Here is a 16216-nt window from a genome sequence, read left to right as displayed (position 1 = left end):
AACCCAACCTACATTGTTTAGTGTTCTAGCTTTGATTTTTGAAAGAATCTAGCCATTCTCGCACCTGTTCGCGGGCAATATCTCGACCACCAAGACCAAAGGCTAAAGCAATAGCCACAGCGATCGCTCCCAACAACAAGCCAAATGCTAGATTAACAATATCACTAGCCACGCCAATTTGCTGTAACGCCATAGCGGAAACTAAAGCGATAATTGCAATTCGGGCAACTTGAGCTAAAATTCTCGCTTGTCTGTCACCAGAACTGCTAATGAGGTTAAACGCCAGATTAGCTAAAAATAACCCGATCGCAAACACTACCAACCCAGCTAAAATCCGCCCGATAATCACCAAAATACCAGTTACCAGAACCGTCAGTGCGGGAATATTCAAGATATTGACAGCCGCGACAGTGGCAAATAAGACAATCCCCACCAACACAATAACACCGGCAACTTCTGACGGTGTACGAGTGGGAATACGAGTTGTAGCTTCACCATCAGCCACTGGTCGAGTTGTGGGTATAGGTAAACCCAAGATGGCAAAAATATTATTGAAGCCCAAACTGGTGAGGATGCTGGTGACTAAATCCCCGACAAACCGTCCCAAAAAGAAAGCCACAATCAAAATTGCCACAGCCGTAAAAATTCCAGGCAAAGCATTGAGAATTTGCTGTAACATAGCGATCGCTGGCACAGAAATCGCCTCAATTTTTAACGCATTGAGAGAAGCGATCGCCACAGGAATCAAAATCAACACATAAATTATCGTGCCGATAATCGTGGATAAAGATTGCCCACCTGCGGCTGAAGATAACCCAAAGCGACTCCCTAAATGATCTATGCCTGTTGTCGCCAGCAAATTACTGACAATGCGCTGCACAATATTCGCCAGAAACCAGCCTAAAATTGCTATCAAGGTCGCTGCCAAGATATTGGGCAGAATTGACAAAATTTCTGTAATCAGGGCTTGGACTGGTCTTAATGCTTCTCTCAGACCCAAAGTATCGAGAACAGGGACAAGGAATAGCAAAAAGATAAACCAATATAAAGCATTACCAATCGTCTCACTCAAAGACAGACGATCTAAGCTGAGATAATCATCTCCACCATTTTGCCGCAACCGTTCATCTAACCTGACTGCCTTTAGTCCACGAATCGTCACAATCTTAATCAACGTGGCTAAAATCCAAGCCACACCCAAAAGAATTCCTGTGCCTACTACTTTAGGTAAAAAACCAAGCAGTTGCTCAAGGAAATTATTCAAAGGTCGAGACGCAACCTCTAAACCCAAAGACTGCAAGACAGCAACCACCGTCAGCAGAATAATACTCCAAAACACCAAGCCAGAGATTAATTTCTCCACCTGGGGAACATCTGACTGACCCGTCACCCCAGCCGCAATCTGATTATCTAGATTTGTGCGATTGAGAATACCTTTAACTACCGTAGCGGCGATCGCTGCAATCAACCAACCCACCAACAAAATCGCCGCCGCCCCCAACAATCTGGGTGTAAACTGTAACACTGGTTGAAAAATGCCTTGCAAATCAGCCACGCCCGTATTCTGAGTTGCTAGTTGTTGTAATGTAGTCGGTGACTGTGCCAAAAATTGCTGCGCCTGCCACCACAAACCAACTTTTGTTACTTGGTATATTCCTTGCCACGTTGTATTCATGTTTTCCGGAATTATATAGTATGCAGCAGAACACTGGTAATACTAATAGAGCAGATTGTGATCCACAATACTAAACTCTAGGTTTTTAAAAGTGTTTTGCGTTTTAATTTACCAAGCAATATATTATGAAGAGTGGGTCACAAGAGTAATTTTTTACAAAGAAAAATACCTAATAATCACACTGAATTTTTAAGCTTTGAATTTTGCGGAAAGTAGGCGGTGTCGGTTTCCGTCCCGCCTAACTTTCCAAGACGAATTTTGAATTTTGAATTGACATTATCCCCATGTCTCAAGTTTTAGAACAATCAATTCAAATTAACGCCACAGCCACAGTTGTGGAACGTTGTATTACCGATTTAACCCTGATGCACCGTTGGCTAAACCCCGTTCTACGCTGCGAACCTGTGGGTGAAACCTGGAGTACAGATATAGGTGCTAAAAGCCGCTTTATAATTCAAATCCCCCTACTACAACCCACCCTCGACACCATCGTTGTCGAAAGGCAACCAGGCGTGGTAGTGTGGGGGTTTAAAGGATTTTTTCAAGGAAGCGATCGCTGGGAATGTCAACCCATAGCCCAAGGAACTAAACTCATCAACCGCTTTGAATTCGACATCCCTAACCCCCTAGTAAGCTGGGGCTTCAACACCTTCGCCGCCACGTGGACACAACAAGATATGCAAGCCCAACTCCGCCGACTTAAACGTGTCGCAGAAAGTCAGTGAATTGGTCATTGGTCAATAGTCATTAGTCATTAGTCATTAGAGGATGTTTTAAAAGTCCTTAATCATGTATCAAATACTTTCAGATCCTCCTAAATCCACGCCAGTCGCCTCAAGTCGGGAAACCCGCCCACGGCGCTGGCTCCCCTTCAAAAGGGGGACTTTGATTATAGTTCCCCCCTTTTTAAGGGGGGTTAGGGGGGATCGATAAGTGCTTAAAATCACAGTCAACCACTTTTCAAACAACCTCTTAGCATTTCTTCTTCTCCCCTGCACCCCTGCACCCCTCACTCCCTCACTCCCTCATCTCCTTCAGCAACCACCGAATACTCATTGCATCTTCGGCATCTGGGACATTTTCCAGGTATATTTGTAAGTCTTTCGTAGCCTGGGGATAGTAACCTAGTTGATAGTAGAGAAAACCGCGATCGCGTAATTCGGAAGTTGCATCAGGAAATAGCAACAAAATTCTTTCAACTACAGCTAAACTCTTTTCTATCTGCTGCTTTTTTAAGTAAATATACTTCAAATTAGTCAGAATTCTTGCTAAAAATTGCCGTTTACTAACTGTAGCCAAAAATTCTGGTCGTAAAGTCACGGGTTGTTGAAACATCTGTGTCAGTTTATCTTGACAATCTGCTGCAAACATCACCTCACCGCGATTAAACGCATCGACGAAAATTTCCATCTCCGAAATAGCCGGACGAATGAGAAAATGTCCTGGCATTCCCACCCCTTCCATAGGAAAATCAATCCTACGGGCAATCTCCAAATAAACTAAGGATAAAGTGATCGGAATACCCAATCGACGGTCAATTACATCATTGAAAAAGCTGTTACGCGGATCGTAATAGTCCGTTTGATTCCCGACAAATCCTAAATCATCAAACAGATATTGGTTGATACTCTGAATCACCCGCAATGGATACCGTGAAGATGGCAACCGTTCTCCCACCTCATCCGCCATTGTATCAAGAGCGTTTAAATATTCCTCTACATCCAATTCCGGGTATTCTTCCTGAGCAACATACAAAGCAGCCTTTGCTAAGTCAATATACTCGTCAGGTTGCTGAATCTCTTGATAAAAATACTGTCGTGCTGACGAGAAATTCATAAGCTAATCCTGCGTTGAGGTCATTAACACACAAAAAAGAGGTCTATCTAGACCTCTTTCATAACTTAACTATAATAATTCTCGACCTATAGCAATTACCGCAAGCCTGCATTAGCACCTTGCTTACCAGTTGCCAATTCCACTTTGATAATTTTGCCACCCGCTTTTTGAATACGTTGCTGTTCGCGGAACCAATTTTCATAAGGAACTAGCTTAGTGAAATAGGTGTTTTGTAGTTCGCGCTGGGTACGAATACGGCTTTGGCTAGGAACAAGAGCGGTAATTTTAAACAAACGAGCCATGATCGGAAATCTCCTATTGGTATCTGGGAAAATTCTTTATCTCAAAAATTCTGAAGCGAAATCTTTAAATTAATCAATCAAAGGCTGGAAATCAAGCGTCAATACCAGACCGCTAATACTCATATTCTAAGCAATAGAACGTCCTAGCACTCACAATTGATTTCCAGACCTTAATTAAACCGCACCTAACTTAACTCAGTGCGAAAATGCTCCTAGCTTAAGCCAGAGGAGATATAGTCTAAGTAAACACCCATTTCTTTACCAGCATCAGCACCAACCAAGCTACCGGTTACTTCTTTGATGGCTTGGATAGCTTGTACAGTAGCGCCGACGGGTACGCCCAAGGAGTTGTAGGTTTCTTTCAAACCGTTTAATACACGCTCGTCCAGGATGGAAGGATCGCCAGCTAGCATAGCGTAGGTAGCATAGCGTAGGTAGTAATCCAAGTCGCGGATGCAAGCAGCATAGCGACGGGTGGTGTACATATTACCACCGGGACGGGTGATGTCAGAGTATAACAAAGATTTAGCTACAGCTTCTTTAACGATCGCAGCTGCGTTAGCGCTGATTGTTGTAGCAGCACGGACGCGCAGTTCGCCGGTGGAGAAGTAAGCTTTGAGCTTTTCTAAAGCTGCGGTATCGAGGTACTTACCTTGCACGTCAGCAGAGTTAATGACGGCGGTGATTGCATCTTGAGCCATGTTGTTAATTCCTTATTTCCAACCTTATTGCAATATTCCAGTTTCAGCAGGGAAACAGCTGCACCCTACTGCAACGCACCTACTACGTAGTCAAAGTAAGAGCCAGCTTCAGCAGCATCTTCAGAGGAGAGGAGGCTTGCAGCTGCATTCTTCAATGCACGTACACCTTCACCAACTGCAGCGATAGGAGTACCGAGGGATTGGTACATTTCCCGGACACCGATGATACCGATTTCTTCGATGGGAGTAACGTCACCAGCTACGATTCCGTAGGTAACAAGACGGAGGTAATAATCTAGGTCACGTAAGCAGGTAGCAGTCAATTCTTGACCGTATGCGTTACCACCAGGGGAAACAACATCAGGGCGTTTTTGGAACAGTTGGTCACCAGCTTGCTTAACTAGACGCTCACGGTTATCGGTCAAAACTTGAGCGATACGTAGGCGTTGCTGACCACCAGCAACAAAGCTCTTGATCCGATCTAATTCGCCAGGGCTGAGGTAGCGGGCTTCTGCGTCAGCATTCACGATGGACTTCGTGACGATACTCATTAATGGATTCCTCCAGTACGAAATGAAACCAGAATTTGATTAAACTGGTGCGATTTTAAATTTGGTTGACTGAGATTATTCTCTCATCATGTAGACACAGCAGTAAAAGAAGTGACTGCTATTGTCTTTACATTACAAGTTCGCTTGAGTTAACACAACTACACAAGCTTTTAAACTCAGCAACCTTACGCAAAATATTCTCCGGCATTCTGTTGAGCATTTATGACTGCTCTTAATACTTTGTAACATTTGCTTTCAGATTCACTGTGATTTTAACAGTGAGCAATGCAAAGCTAGGGAGTGGTTACTAGGTATTGGGGATTAGGTATTGGGTATTAAAAAAATCTTTTCTAGTACCCCGTCCCAGTCCCCAGTCCCCAGTTTCCAGTCCCTAATCAGTGAAGGGATTGGGTATGAGGCAAATCCCCAGTCCCCAGTCCCTATGTTCTAGATTTAGCGATCGCTAGCTCTACTGGTAATCGTCGATGGCGACAAACTAGACCAAGATTGTTTCACTAAATCAGCTGCTGCTTGTACGCTACCCAGGTAGTTACCTGCGGGTAGTGATGGGAAGCGGGGGTAAGGAACCACATCTTCACCGAAGTAGCGGCTATATTCAGCGCTACTCACAATTGTGTCTACAGCAGCCCGCAAACCGCTATCAGCTAACAGCTTGTTGTACTGACGGATTTCACCTTGGGTAGCAGGCGCACGTCCCAACAAATGACGGAATAGGAATTCAATCACCTTGGTGTTGGGATAAGGTGCGTAGAAACGCTTGCGATAGATTTCCGCACTAGCCAATTCCCGCACAAACTCCCGCACGGAAATTTCACCGTTCCGCAATTTGCTATCCAAATCTTTGCGGCGGTAGTAATCGGGTACTTGTCCGCTAAATACATCCAATACCTGACGGTAAATAGCGTTAATTACCAGTTGTTTTTCGGCTTGGCTAGTACCATCAGTCACGCGATAAATGCGCGCAGGTTTACGACGAGTTGTCCCTACACCCACCTCTACAGACTGTCCACGACCATCGTTGTAAGAACGACCCAGTTCAATAAACAAGGGCTTAGTCTTGTCAATTTCTCTGGCCTTGGCAGCAGAATCAGCGATCGCCTTCGCCAAAATCGGTGTCTTGTCAGACTGAATTCGGGCTTGTACGGGCTTAAAGCTGGGTATAACCACATCACTATTTTGCTTAGTCAGTTGGTTATACAACCGTTCTGTGTTCGGGAAATTCGCCGCCGGTAAAGTCGGGAAGCGCCGATAAGGTACTGTATCTTCCCCAAATACCTCACGATACTCCGCACTATTTACCAAAGCATTGATAAAAGCCTTAATCCCTTGGGTAGCTAAAATTTGGTTATACTTGCGGATTTCTGCTTGATCAATTGGCGCACGTCCTAAGAAGTGCTTGGTTCCCAATTCAATTACTTTGGTGTTGGGGTATGGTGTGTAAAATTCCTTCAGGTAAAGATTCGAGTAACCCAGACCTTCAACAAATTCCTTCACCGTGATTTCACCATTACCCAGTTTGCTTTCCCAAGCAGAGAACTCATTCTGAGCAATGTATGGTGCAATATCGCGCTCAAATATCTGACGATAAGCAGCACTAATTACAGTTTTCACACTAGCTTTATCTTTTTTACCCGCTACTAGTTTGAAAACTTTAGTTTGTTCACGCTGCTTGGTAACACCTTGCTTGATGCGGAAATCAATATCGGGTTCTGTACGATTTTCCGTAACTGTACCCAGTTCCACAAAGCGTGGCGTTTCTTCCTTGGTAACATTCGCCACATCTTCTCGAATACTACCAACCCGTAACTGTCTCAAGGCCACACCAGCCGGAGTCAAATAACGTTCGTAAGGAACCGTATCTTCACCGAAGGTTTCTGTGTACTCAAGGCTATCAATGATGGCATCAACTACAGCATAAAAACCTTTTTTGGCAGCGATATCAAAGTACTTGTTATTTTCTTGACGACCATAGGTAGGACGACCCAACAAGCGACGGTGAATATATTCGATCGCTTTACAAACATACAACGATGTCCAGTACATCTTGCGGAATAGATCCGACTTAGCTAAAGCCCGAACAAACTCCCGAATCGAAATTTCTCCGTTTTCCAGCTTGATTTCTTGGACTTTTAGCCGTTGACCTTCATAAACATCCCGACCAAACACTTGCAAGTAAGTAGCTCTAATTACTGCTTGGGTCGAGCTTTCTGAGAACTTGACACTTGCACCCTTAGCAGCTTTCTTGCCGATAGTACTGGGAATTTGGTCTAATTTGAACACCTTCGGCCCTAGAGAACCAGGAGCCACACCTCTCGCACCAGGATTACTAACTTGGTTATAAATACCAGGGCCTTGGTTAATCAAGATACGTCTAGTATCCTTACCAAAAGGAGCTGGGCTAGTGCTAGGGTTACGAGTTTCTTTCGGGAAAATTGCCCCAAACTGAATTTCCAAGGGGTCGTTACCAGAACCATAAGGATGCTGGTCTGGCAATGGCCGCTCGTAAGCAGCAAAGGTTGTAATAAACTGAGGTACTTTGCGGAAAGGCGCACTGTAGTTAAACAGGTCTTGCTGTGGCCCCCAGTTGCGACATTCTTGGGCTTCTTGACCCAAACCGCGCAAGTAAGGTACTGTCTCCTCGCCAAAGTAATCGCCGTATTCCGCAGAATCTACCAAAGCATCTACAAGAGCTGATAGACCACCATTAGAAATAATTGAGAAGTATTTTTGTACTTCTTCCCGGCTACTTGGCCCCCGTCCCAAAATGTGACGGAAAGCTAGTTCGATAACTCGGCTGTTAATAAAAGGTTGGTAAAACTGTTTTTGGTAAAGCGGAGATTTTGCTAAACGACGGACAAACTCTTTCATCGAGATGTCGCCGTTTTTGACTTTAGATTCAATGTCAGATATCGACAAGCTGTAAGCGCGAGTAATATCACGCTCAAAGATTTGCCGATAGGCTGCTTTGACTACTTCATTTTTTTCGCTAGCAGACAACCCAGGCTTCATGACAAACTTGGGACGACGTTCTGCCGCATTGAAATAAATTTGCGGTAGTTGTAACCCTTGTTGGTCAGATGAGGGGCGCTGGCGCAGTTTGTTAGATGGTGTGGGTGCTTTGAATTCTGTGAGCAACACATCCATGTATTGAGCCACAATCTCTGTAGCTTCTGGGTCTTTGCGGAAATAAGACAGTGCTGCTGATTTAATTTCTTGCAAAGCCACTAGGGTTGCTTCACCAGAGCAAGCATTTTCAATGATTTCCCGTAAACCCCGTGTATTCACAGCAATAATGTTGGGGTCACCAGCCACGATCGCATAAGTAGCATAGCGCAAGAACCAGGACAAGTCCCGCAAGCTCTTAGCCATGTTACCAGGGCCATAACGGGCAATGTTAATTGGTCTAAAGCCTACTGGGGTCGGGCCGCTGGGTGATGTGTTGAAGATAGAGCGTAAATTTTCTAGGAAGCCACCACGAGTTTCCACATAGGTAACTGTTCCCAGTTTCATTCCTTCGCTCACATCTCGACCACCACCGACAGTCGCCATTGCCAGTTCTGGTTCTCTGGGCTTTTCTAAAAAAGCCATCGGTGAACCACCAACAAAAATCCGGTTTGCCGCACGAGAAACAATAATCTCCGAATTCTCTGTGAGAATTTGGGCAATTTCTAGACGTTTTGCACCAGATGCAAAATAACTCGCTAGTTCATCTAGTTCACCCCTGCCCAAAAAGCGGTCTTGCTGTTCCGCTTGGGTAATTGTTGCCACAGCTAGGGTTTGATATAGTTGCGGGCGCGCAACTGAGCTTCCACCACTCGCCTTAACACTCATCGGATTTGTAAAACTCCCATCATAATCATTTATGTGTTAAGTCTGGGTCGCTTTGAGGCTTGACACATCGGTGTGTGTATGCTTTGTGAGCTTAAGAGTACTGCCTGCAAAACTGCCAGTAAATTAACCCAGTTAGCTTTTAGATTAGAACGTTTTGCGTTCCCAAGGCTGATTTATTAAGAAGTATGTAGATTATGTATCTTTCAGACATCAATTCTCAAATAAATAATTGCCGCAAATCGACCACAAAAAATGCCAATCCCAGGAAAATGTTACAAAGTATTTATAATTCTCATATTGCCATCAACAAATATCTCGTCCCCAAGCTTTTGAGGGGGCGGGATTTGCAGATCCAGCCCTTTGAAGTTAGCTGATAGAATTGAACGAGAAACCAACCCAACGGTAACTTATGCTAAAAACCATCGAAGGCATTTATCAGGATGGGCAAATTCGGTTCAACGAGCTACCACAAAATGTTAGCGATCGCTCACAAGTTCTCGTCACCTTTCTCGATCCTGGCAAAATCGATTCTGTCAAACTACGCCAACTGATAGATCAGTTGGAGACAATCGAGGGGATTCAGCAAGGCTTTGAGGAACTAAACTCTGGTCAAACTCGCCCCATCAGAGATTTCGTTCAAGAAATGCAGCAAAAGTATGGCATTTCCGGTTGAAATTACCCCAATTGCGAGAGCAGGATCTGAAGTGAAGTTGAATTGATATGATTACTTGCTACCTACGCTACGTCATCGATCCAGATAAGGTTTCGGATTTTGAAGCATATGGGCAAATGTGGATTCCGTTAGTAAAAAAGTTTGGTGGAAAGCATCACGGGTACTTTCTTCCGCATGAAGGTGCTAATAATGTTGCCGTAGCTCTGTTCAGTTTTCCCAGCCTTGCAACCTACGAAAAATACCGGATAGATTCCCAGCAAGATCCTGCTTGTCAAGAAGCATACGAATTTGCACGTCGAACAAAGTGCATTTTTAGTTATGAGCGATCGTTCATGCGCCCAGTTTTAGGTGATGTTACTAGTAGTTGATTGAGGCAGCGTAACAATCCCGTTGTCCGTGGATTGAGGATTACGGTTTATGAAGTGCTTGAGTACCTAGCTTCCGAGATGACCAAAGCAGAAATTCTCGACGATTTTCCTGATCTAACACGAGAAGATTTAAAAGCCTGTATTGCTTATGCTGCCAACTGTGAGCGTCAGTTTATGACTGCTCCATTATCCGCAGGAAATTACTCTTTGATGAAAACTTGTCACTGAAACCTAGAGTTTACATAAGCATTATCCCTAAATAAAGGCACGCAATCACTAACATTGTAAGCGGCGGCGATCGCCACATCACCTTCAAATCCTGCGGCAATCAACTCTTTCCCAGAACTGCATTGTTTCAAATAACCAAGTAAATCTTGCTGGCAAGCCTGGAATGTAGCCACAGCAACCTCAGCTTCCGGTGATAAACTACCCTGTAGATAACTTAAAATTGCCCCAGCACCAAGTAAATCCTCAACCGCAGGTCTTAAGCTACCGTCATCTCGCCACCTTTCCCCTGCTGGAATCACTGCAACTTTTTTACCATACTTTTGAGCAAACTCAGCTACAGCTTGGCAATTTCGCAAGCAACCAGCCAAAGTTGGTGTAGTTCCAGTCTGCAAGGTGAGAAAAGAACCATTAGGTGAAGGTAAAACTAATCTAGTCCCCACCGGAATCTCCAGCAGAGATTGAGGAGACAGAGAATAACCGCCAGTTGTCCAACGTTGTCTATGGCTTGCCAACTCTGCTGATATTGACTTGGCATAATCTATAACTGATTCATCTTTCATCGCGTAGGGAAAAATGATTGCACCGTTATGAGTTGCAACGTCTACACAAGTAGAAAAAGACAGAACATCGACAATTATCACCACATCACTGATAGGCGCAAGTTGAGTAACTCCTTGCAAACCCCACTCACAGCGTAAATCAAACTCAGACTGATCGTAAATCATGAGAATATGAGAGCGATCGCTACAGTTCCAAAGACAATAGGCTGCAAATCTACACACCAATAACTTGCTACTTTTAGGGCTAAAGCCCCACTACGAACTAATATCAAGAGTTATAACTAGGATTTATAGCAATGACGCACCCCAATTTTAGGAATGAAACTCAAAATTTAGTTACGAAGCTTATGTCACCATTCTTTAGAATATGCAAAATTAGTAATCTGTAAATCAATATATAGAAAATTTGCTAAATTGGAGTTATCAAAAACGGTAGCAAAAACCTTTACATACTTTACCTTTATTAGAAAAATCGCAACAATGTAAATAAAATCAAGGAGAATAATATGGAAGTACAAACTCGCATACATACTTACACCCCTGAAGAATATTTAGAATTAGAGGAAAAAGCACTTTATAAAAGCGAATATCGGGATGGAGAGATAATTCCTATGACTGGCGGAACTGGTAATCATAATAAAATCACACTAGCGATCGCTGCGATTTTACTATATGCCATGAGACGCAAAAACAACGAAGTTTTTATGGGAGATATGCGTTTATGGATTCCACAATTTAAAGAATATACTTATCCTGACGTGATTGTAACTGATGGTAAGGCTAGTTATACAGGTATAAATAACACTACTATTACAAATCCTTTGTTAATTGTTGAGGTTTTATCTAAGTTTACAAAAAATTATGATCAAGGTGATAAGTTTACTTTTTATCGTTCTATTCCCCAGTTTAAAGAATATGTTTTAGTGGAACAAAATCAATATCAGGTAATGCACTATAGCAAAACTAATGAGGCAGAATGGATTTTTAGAGAATATAAATCTGAAAATGATATTGTCAAATTACAACATCTTGATTTTGAAATTACTTTAGTTGATATTTATCAAGATGTTAATTTTGAAGAAAAAGAATAATGGCTATTGCGTGTTTAAGTTTGATGAACCTGTTGGAATATCAACTATGTCTACGGAAAGAGAGCGATCGCGTAAATTGATTTTTTTGCAATAAATTTGGAAAAAATTAACCGCCGATAAACCGCGTAGCCTGTCATAGAGAAGGAACGAGCAAGATGAGCGATTTTTCGCTAAAGCACCCTACTGGATCGACACGACTAATAGATAATATTAAGGTTGTCAGTGTAGATACACAGCTTCTTATGCGTGCGTTAGAACTTTTAAAACAATATCCAAGTTCGTAGTAAGCACTTTAGTTCTAAATGACCATTAAAACTCAGCGTTAATAAATCATTCTATTGCCAAGTTATAATCAATATAAAATTCCCAAGCTAAAACTGTTATGAATTTAACTTTCAAAACTTCCGCTAATAATATCCCCAAGTTAACTTACGATGTGCTGATTGAAAACCAACCAAACAGCACAGTCAAGGCAACATTAATAGGTTTACCAGACTGCCAAGGTTTAGGCAATACAGAAAAAGAAGCGATAGAAAAACTTAGCCAAAGTTTACAGAATCGATTAGAAAGCGCCAAGATTTTAACGTTGGAAGTTGAAGCTGAAGCTTCCCAATCACCAAATCCTTGGCTAAAATTTGCGGGTATGCACAAGGATAATCCGCTTTTTAATGAGGTAATTGCTTATATAGAAGAAGAACGCAATGAAATTGATGCACAAGTAGAAGAAAGTAATGCAAAGTTTATTAATGAAATCAATCAAGGATTTGAAAAATCAGGATGGAAAACAAATATAGACCATGTAGATAATGTTGCAAAAGTTGTCTATTTGATTCAACGTAATCAAGGCGTATTTACAACAAATGATGAGGAGAATAATTTATAGTGAGTCAACTATATATTTTAGATACCGATCATGTAACGCTTTTACAAAATTCTCATCCTGTATTAATCCAGCACATAAGACAAAAACGCCCTGAAAGTATAGCTGTCACTGTGATTACATTGGAGGAGAAAATTAAAGGATGGCTCAAAGCAGTCAACAATAGCAATAATGAACCCTTTAAAGTTAACAGCAAATTAGTATGGGCTTATAAAGGTTTAACAGATGAAATAGAGTTTTTTAAGAATATTCAAATATTGCATTTTGATAAGAATACTTATGAAAAATATCAAATTTTAGTTCTTCAAAAGCTTAAACATATCGGTACACAAGATTTACGTATTGCAGCAATTACGCTGTCAGTGAATGGGATTTTAGTAACCCGCAACCACAGGGATTTTAAAAAAGTCCCTAATTTACGTTTAGAAGATTGGACTATATTTTAATTGTGTAAAGGGTAATTTGAATGAACTATTAGTTGATAGTAAAAAAATCATCATTAACTAATGAGATATTTTATAAATAAACCATCCTAAAAACAAACCTAATGGTGATGTACTGAATGTAATTAAAAACTGATGCCATCTGCTAAAAGATTTATTTAATTTTGCTTTTGTATAAAAATAAGGAAGAGCGATTATCTGCTGAAAAAGGAAGAAATAAAATAGGTGAACGGCATTACCATTAATTTCAAATTTAACAGTAGTTTCATAAAAAGAATTTGGTAAAAATGCTAAAAATAAAGATATAAGTAGAAAAGTCGAATATGATTGACTTATACTAATTACATTACTTGTACAGTTTACCGTAGCAAATCCTGGTATTACATATAATAAACTCATAAATGCTAACCCAAACCAAGGAATATTTCTACTATTTTCTTTCAATTTATTAACAGTGCTACCCAGAAGAAAAACGGGATATATCTTACCTGTTATTCCATTATGTTTTTCCTTAAAGGTATCCCTTGATTTAGATGACTCGTCCCCGTCTCAGAACGAGCAATTGCTTTCCAACCCACAATAAATAAATCCTTAAAATCTAGGTAGTAATTTGACCCCATCCCACAGGCGGTAATGCTACAGCCTCGCCTACTTTGCCACTAGAAACCCGTTTCATGGACGTAGAAAGCCAAACAAATAAAGAACGAAAATCTAAACCATTCAACATCATCGGTGGACGTTGAGGAGGTGCAATTTGTCTAAGCTTGTTCATATCCGCACCTTGAACAGCTACAGTAAAAAATGACAATCTACTACGTTCTTCGGCTTCCCTCACCCTTTGCGCTGCACCTTGCCAAAAATCTGTCGGCGCACCATCAGTAATTAAAAATACCCAAGGACGATAGTAGAGAATACCGTTATTTTTATAAGTCTGTTTTCTATTTTCCAACAAATCTAAAGCATACTCTATCGCTTCACCCATTGGTGTTACACCATCTGCTTCTAGCCTGGACGCTGTAAACTGATCTATAGTTACAAAATCTTGTATCAGTCGCACCACTGAGCCAAAAGTAACAATAGCAACTTCAATACTAAGAGAGGCTTGAGCATCTTTCAGCACATCCTCCTTAAAAGCCGCCAACCCTCGATTTAACTCTTGTATTGGCTGACCTGACATAGAACTAGAGGTATCAAGTAGAAGAACAACCGGACAACGATTTTCTGGGTTTTCTACAAATTCAGGCAGTCCTATCGACATTCAATACTCCTGATGAGGTGAATCATAATACTAAATATATAAATTTACTTTATTAACTTATTTATACGTCAACAATAGTGTTTTTACTGAGGAATTTAATTATAACTATTCTTTACTCCTCCTACCCACACCGCACATCTAACTCTGATTGGTTGTAAAATCTTATGCTTTACGATTCTTTAAATTCTAAAAAACGGAAAATTTGTTGATTGTTGTCAGTTCAAGTAGTAATTAATATAGAACTATGATTTTAGGAAAAGGAATCTTACTAATATATGTAATGATTGGAGCATTAGATTTAACTTATGTCAGCTAAAGATATCTTTCATCAATCTGTCCGTACAGCTTTAGAAAAGGATGGTTGGACTATTACTCATGATCCGCTACATCTTAAAGTTGATGACATTGAATTTTTTATAGATTTAGGTGCAGAAAGACTCTTAGCAGCACAAAAAGAAGGGCAAAGAATAGCTGTAGAAATTAAATCCTTTATAGGCGCATCTGAAGTTACTGAGTTTCATCTAGCCTTGGGTCAGACTCTTAATTATCGACTAGCATTGAAAAAAGAAGACCCTGAACGTATTTTATATTTAGCTATTAGCGAAGATACATATCAAAACTTCTTCTCTCGCCAGTTTATACAAGACTCCTTAAAAGAATATCAAATTAAACTTTTAATTTTTGCCATCTCAACTCTGGAGGTTGTTCTATGGAAAGAATAAACTATTCTAAAATTATTCAAGATGTCTTAAGCAATCATTCCGCTAATGACTTGAACAATTTTACAGAAATACAACTTTTATTTGACACAGAACGCCATCATTACCAAGTTTTGAATATCGGTTGGAGAGATAATAAAAGAATTTACGGAGTTATTATTCACGTTGATATAAAGAATGAGAAAATTTGCATACAAAGAGATGGTACAGAAATTGGTGTTGCTAATGAGTTAATTGCTGCTGGTGTACCAAAAGAAGATATTATCTTAGGATTTCACGCGCCTTATAAACGTCAATTTACAGGCTTTGCTGTCGAATAAGAGGTAATAAATTTAATTGATCAGTATTTAGGATCAAGACTTTGTTGGGTTTCGCTGTCGCTCAACCCAAACTACTTTTCTGCTTAACTGAACCGTATTGCGTTATGGCAACGTTTAACGCACCGAGAAAGATGGTGCGTTACGGCTGATTTTTACTTTCTCAAACTTCCAAATCCTTGCACAGACGTAACACACCCTACCTTAATATTTACTTATTGATTGTTGTCAATTCAAGCTCACTTTTATGCTTCTATCCAGGATGATACTTTTTTTCAGACATTGATTTTGCATAAAAATCAACGGATTTTTAATTCACTTAAAACATCTTCCTGATTTTTTAGATGATTGAGCAGACTTGCTTCTAATAGAAAGTAAATAAAATGAGGTGTTTCTGAATTTGCTGAGTGTAAAAATTTTTGGTATGTGCGGCAAGCTAATTCATCATTTAAAATTCGATTGTGAATAATTCTCGCCCATTCAGGCGCATTAATCATTAATTGAGGAACAATGTTAATAAAGGCAGCAATTTGTTTTTCAACATCAAAAGATTCGAGAAAATGAATTAAGCTAAACATAACTTCTGACTGTTGGCATTTATCATCTAAAATTAAATGATATTCAGATAAATACTGCTCATCAGAATTCGCAGCTATTTGAGCTAAAGCATTTTCAAATTGCTTAGTTTGTGATTCTGTTTGCATTAAGTGATTATCTTCTAAGATGGCTATTAACTCAGTTTGATTCATGTTTGCCCCAGTT

At 40.7% G+C, this 16216-nt stretch carries 19 protein-coding genes; 9 read left to right on the top strand and 10 right to left on the bottom strand.

The features are described from left to right. Positions 1 to 25: 25 nt before the first annotated feature. Positions 26 to 1675, bottom strand: a complete 1650-nt coding sequence (locus tag FD725_RS20815; RefSeq protein WP_179049907.1) for a mechanosensitive ion channel — start codon at positions 1673 to 1675, stop codon at positions 26 to 28. A gap of 284 nt (positions 1676 to 1959) precedes the next feature. Between FD725_RS20815 and FD725_RS20810 the strand changes: the two genes are divergently transcribed. Then, positions 1960 to 2400 carry an SRPBCC family protein gene (locus FD725_RS20810; protein ID WP_179049906.1) on the top strand — a complete coding sequence of 147 codons (441 nt, stop codon included), beginning with the start codon at positions 1960 to 1962 and terminating at the stop codon, positions 2398 to 2400. A 292-nt stretch (positions 2401 to 2692) separates the two neighbouring features. Here the strand turns inward: FD725_RS20810 and FD725_RS20805 are convergent, their stop codons facing one another. The 5 genes from FD725_RS20805 to FD725_RS20785 all read right to left on the bottom strand — a co-directional run bounded on the left by FD725_RS20805 (position 2693) and on the right by FD725_RS20785 (position 8917). Beyond that, positions 2693 to 3511, bottom strand: coding sequence for a SirB1 family protein (locus FD725_RS20805; protein ID WP_179049905.1), 819 nt, complete (start codon positions 3509 to 3511; stop codon positions 2693 to 2695). Positions 3512 to 3606: 95 nt separating this feature from the next. Beyond that, positions 3607 to 3813: a phycobilisome linker polypeptide gene (locus tag FD725_RS20800; RefSeq protein ID WP_179049904.1), complete on the bottom strand. Its 207-nt coding sequence runs from the start codon at positions 3811 to 3813 to the stop codon at positions 3607 to 3609. 212 nt (positions 3814 to 4025) lie between these two features. Continuing rightward, positions 4026 to 4514: an allophycocyanin subunit beta gene (gene apcB, locus FD725_RS20795; protein WP_179049903.1), complete on the bottom strand. Its 489-nt coding sequence runs from the start codon at positions 4512 to 4514 to the stop codon at positions 4026 to 4028. A gap of 65 nt (positions 4515 to 4579) precedes the next feature. After that, on the bottom strand, positions 4580 to 5065 hold the full coding sequence (apcA, locus tag FD725_RS20790; RefSeq protein ID WP_179049902.1) for an allophycocyanin subunit alpha: 486 nt from the start codon (positions 5063 to 5065) through the stop codon (positions 4580 to 4582). Positions 5066 to 5518: 453 nt separating this feature from the next. After that, the gene (locus tag FD725_RS20785) at positions 5519 to 8917 is read right to left on the bottom strand and encodes a phycobilisome rod-core linker polypeptide (RefSeq protein WP_179049901.1); all 3399 of its coding nucleotides are present in this window, start codon (positions 8915 to 8917) and stop codon (positions 5519 to 5521) included. A 409-nt stretch (positions 8918 to 9326) separates the two neighbouring features. Here FD725_RS20785 and FD725_RS20780 point away from each other — a divergent pair, with 409 nt between their 5' ends. From FD725_RS20780 to FD725_RS20770, 3 genes are read left to right on the top strand one after another with little or no spacing between them, the layout of a single operon-like run. Beyond that, positions 9327 to 9590, top strand: coding sequence for a hypothetical protein (locus FD725_RS20780; RefSeq protein WP_179049900.1), 264 nt, complete (start codon positions 9327 to 9329; stop codon positions 9588 to 9590). A gap of 47 nt (positions 9591 to 9637) precedes the next feature. Next, positions 9638 to 9958: an NIPSNAP family protein gene (locus tag FD725_RS20775; protein WP_179049899.1), complete on the top strand. Its 321-nt coding sequence runs from the start codon at positions 9638 to 9640 to the stop codon at positions 9956 to 9958. Continuing rightward, positions 9959 to 10186, top strand: coding sequence for a DUF433 domain-containing protein (locus FD725_RS20770; RefSeq protein ID WP_179049898.1), 228 nt, complete (start codon positions 9959 to 9961; stop codon positions 10184 to 10186). On the opposite strand, the gene FD725_RS20765 is transcribed toward FD725_RS20770, so the two are convergent. Continuing rightward, a complete protein-coding gene (locus FD725_RS20765) occupies positions 10180 to 10911 on the bottom strand; it encodes a 2-phosphosulfolactate phosphatase (protein WP_179049897.1) in 732 nt (243 codons plus the stop codon). The genes FD725_RS20770 and FD725_RS20765 overlap by 7 nt on opposite strands. A 341-nt stretch (positions 10912 to 11252) precedes the next feature. Here FD725_RS20765 and FD725_RS20760 point away from each other — a divergent pair, with 341 nt between their 5' ends. The 3 genes from FD725_RS20760 to FD725_RS20750 all read left to right on the top strand — a co-directional run bounded on the left by FD725_RS20760 (position 11253) and on the right by FD725_RS20750 (position 13163). Then, entirely contained in the window at positions 11253 to 11837 is a 585-nt protein-coding gene (locus FD725_RS20760) for a Uma2 family endonuclease (protein WP_179049896.1), read from the top strand. A gap of 382 nt (positions 11838 to 12219) precedes the next feature. After that, on the top strand, positions 12220 to 12720 hold the full coding sequence (locus FD725_RS20755) for a hypothetical protein (protein WP_179049895.1): 501 nt from the start codon (positions 12220 to 12222) through the stop codon (positions 12718 to 12720). After that, positions 12720 to 13163: a type II toxin-antitoxin system VapC family toxin gene (locus FD725_RS20750; protein ID WP_179049894.1), complete on the top strand. Its 444-nt coding sequence runs from the start codon at positions 12720 to 12722 to the stop codon at positions 13161 to 13163. Before FD725_RS20755 ends, FD725_RS20750 begins: the two co-directional genes overlap by 1 nt. Positions 13164 to 13220: 57 nt before the next feature. Here FD725_RS20750 and FD725_RS20745 read toward each other — a convergent pair whose 3' ends face one another. Both FD725_RS20745 and FD725_RS20740 read right to left on the bottom strand, forming a co-directional pair. Continuing rightward, entirely contained in the window at positions 13221 to 13604 is a 384-nt protein-coding gene (locus FD725_RS20745) for a hypothetical protein (RefSeq protein WP_179049893.1), read from the bottom strand. A gap of 154 nt (positions 13605 to 13758) precedes the next feature. Beyond that, on the bottom strand, positions 13759 to 14418 hold the full coding sequence (locus FD725_RS20740; RefSeq protein ID WP_179049892.1) for a VWA domain-containing protein: 660 nt from the start codon (positions 14416 to 14418) through the stop codon (positions 13759 to 13761). 305 nt (positions 14419 to 14723) lie between these two features. Here FD725_RS20740 and FD725_RS20735 point away from each other — a divergent pair, with 305 nt between their 5' ends. Together FD725_RS20735 and FD725_RS20730 are read left to right on the top strand one after the other, a co-directional pair. Beyond that, complete coding sequence (locus tag FD725_RS20735; protein WP_179049891.1) at positions 14724 to 15140, top strand: XisH family protein; 417 nt, start codon at positions 14724 to 14726, stop codon at positions 15138 to 15140. Continuing rightward, on the top strand, positions 15128 to 15457 hold the full coding sequence (locus FD725_RS20730) for a XisI protein (RefSeq protein ID WP_179049890.1): 330 nt from the start codon (positions 15128 to 15130) through the stop codon (positions 15455 to 15457). Before FD725_RS20735 ends, FD725_RS20730 begins: the two co-directional genes overlap by 13 nt. A gap of 296 nt (positions 15458 to 15753) precedes the next feature. On the opposite strand, the gene FD725_RS20725 is transcribed toward FD725_RS20730, so the two are convergent. Next, a complete protein-coding gene (locus FD725_RS20725; protein ID WP_179049889.1) occupies positions 15754 to 16203 on the bottom strand; it encodes an Imm30 family immunity protein in 450 nt (149 codons plus the stop codon). Between the last annotated feature and the right edge of the window lie 13 nt (positions 16204 to 16216).

This window comes from Nostoc sp. TCL26-01, from assembly GCF_013393945.1.
GTDB lineage: Bacteria > Cyanobacteriota > Cyanobacteriia > Cyanobacteriales > Nostocaceae > Trichormus.
The sequence above is the reverse complement of the archived record's forward strand: the minus strand, read 5'-3'. Positions and strand labels throughout refer to the sequence as shown.

Excerpts from the sequence above, each read along its gene's own strand:
- FD725_RS20815 (WP_179049907.1), bottom strand. The coding sequence starts at position 1,675 with ATGAATACAACGTGGCAAGGAATATACCAAGTAACAAAAGTTGGTTTG.
- FD725_RS20810 (WP_179049906.1), top strand. The coding sequence starts at position 1,960 with ATGTCTCAAGTTTTAGAACAATCAATTCAAATTAACGCCACAGCCACA.
- FD725_RS20805 (WP_179049905.1), bottom strand. The coding sequence starts at position 3,511 with ATGAATTTCTCGTCAGCACGACAGTATTTTTATCAAGAGATTCAGCAA.
- FD725_RS20800 (WP_179049904.1), bottom strand. The coding sequence starts at position 3,813 with ATGGCTCGTTTGTTTAAAATTACCGCTCTTGTTCCTAGCCAAAGCCGT.
- apcB (WP_179049903.1), bottom strand. The coding sequence starts at position 4,514 with ATGGCTCAAGATGCAATCACCGCCGTCATTAACTCTGCTGACGTGCAA.
- apcA (WP_179049902.1), bottom strand. The coding sequence starts at position 5,065 with ATGAGTATCGTCACGAAGTCCATCGTGAATGCTGACGCAGAAGCCCGC.
- FD725_RS20785 (WP_179049901.1), bottom strand. The coding sequence starts at position 8,917 with ATGAGTGTTAAGGCGAGTGGTGGAAGCTCAGTTGCGCGCCCGCAACTA.
- FD725_RS20780 (WP_179049900.1), top strand. The coding sequence starts at position 9,327 with ATGCTAAAAACCATCGAAGGCATTTATCAGGATGGGCAAATTCGGTTC.
- FD725_RS20775 (WP_179049899.1), top strand. The coding sequence starts at position 9,638 with ATGATTACTTGCTACCTACGCTACGTCATCGATCCAGATAAGGTTTCG.
- FD725_RS20765 (WP_179049897.1), bottom strand. The coding sequence starts at position 10,911 with ATGATTTACGATCAGTCTGAGTTTGATTTACGCTGTGAGTGGGGTTTG.
- FD725_RS20760 (WP_179049896.1), top strand. The coding sequence starts at position 11,253 with ATGGAAGTACAAACTCGCATACATACTTACACCCCTGAAGAATATTTA.
- FD725_RS20755 (WP_179049895.1), top strand. The coding sequence starts at position 12,220 with ATGAATTTAACTTTCAAAACTTCCGCTAATAATATCCCCAAGTTAACT.
- FD725_RS20740 (WP_179049892.1), bottom strand. The coding sequence starts at position 14,418 with ATGTCGATAGGACTGCCTGAATTTGTAGAAAACCCAGAAAATCGTTGT.
- FD725_RS20735 (WP_179049891.1), top strand. The coding sequence starts at position 14,724 with ATGTCAGCTAAAGATATCTTTCATCAATCTGTCCGTACAGCTTTAGAA.
- FD725_RS20730 (WP_179049890.1), top strand. The coding sequence starts at position 15,128 with ATGGAAAGAATAAACTATTCTAAAATTATTCAAGATGTCTTAAGCAAT.
- FD725_RS20725 (WP_179049889.1), bottom strand. The coding sequence starts at position 16,203 with ATGAATCAAACTGAGTTAATAGCCATCTTAGAAGATAATCACTTAATG.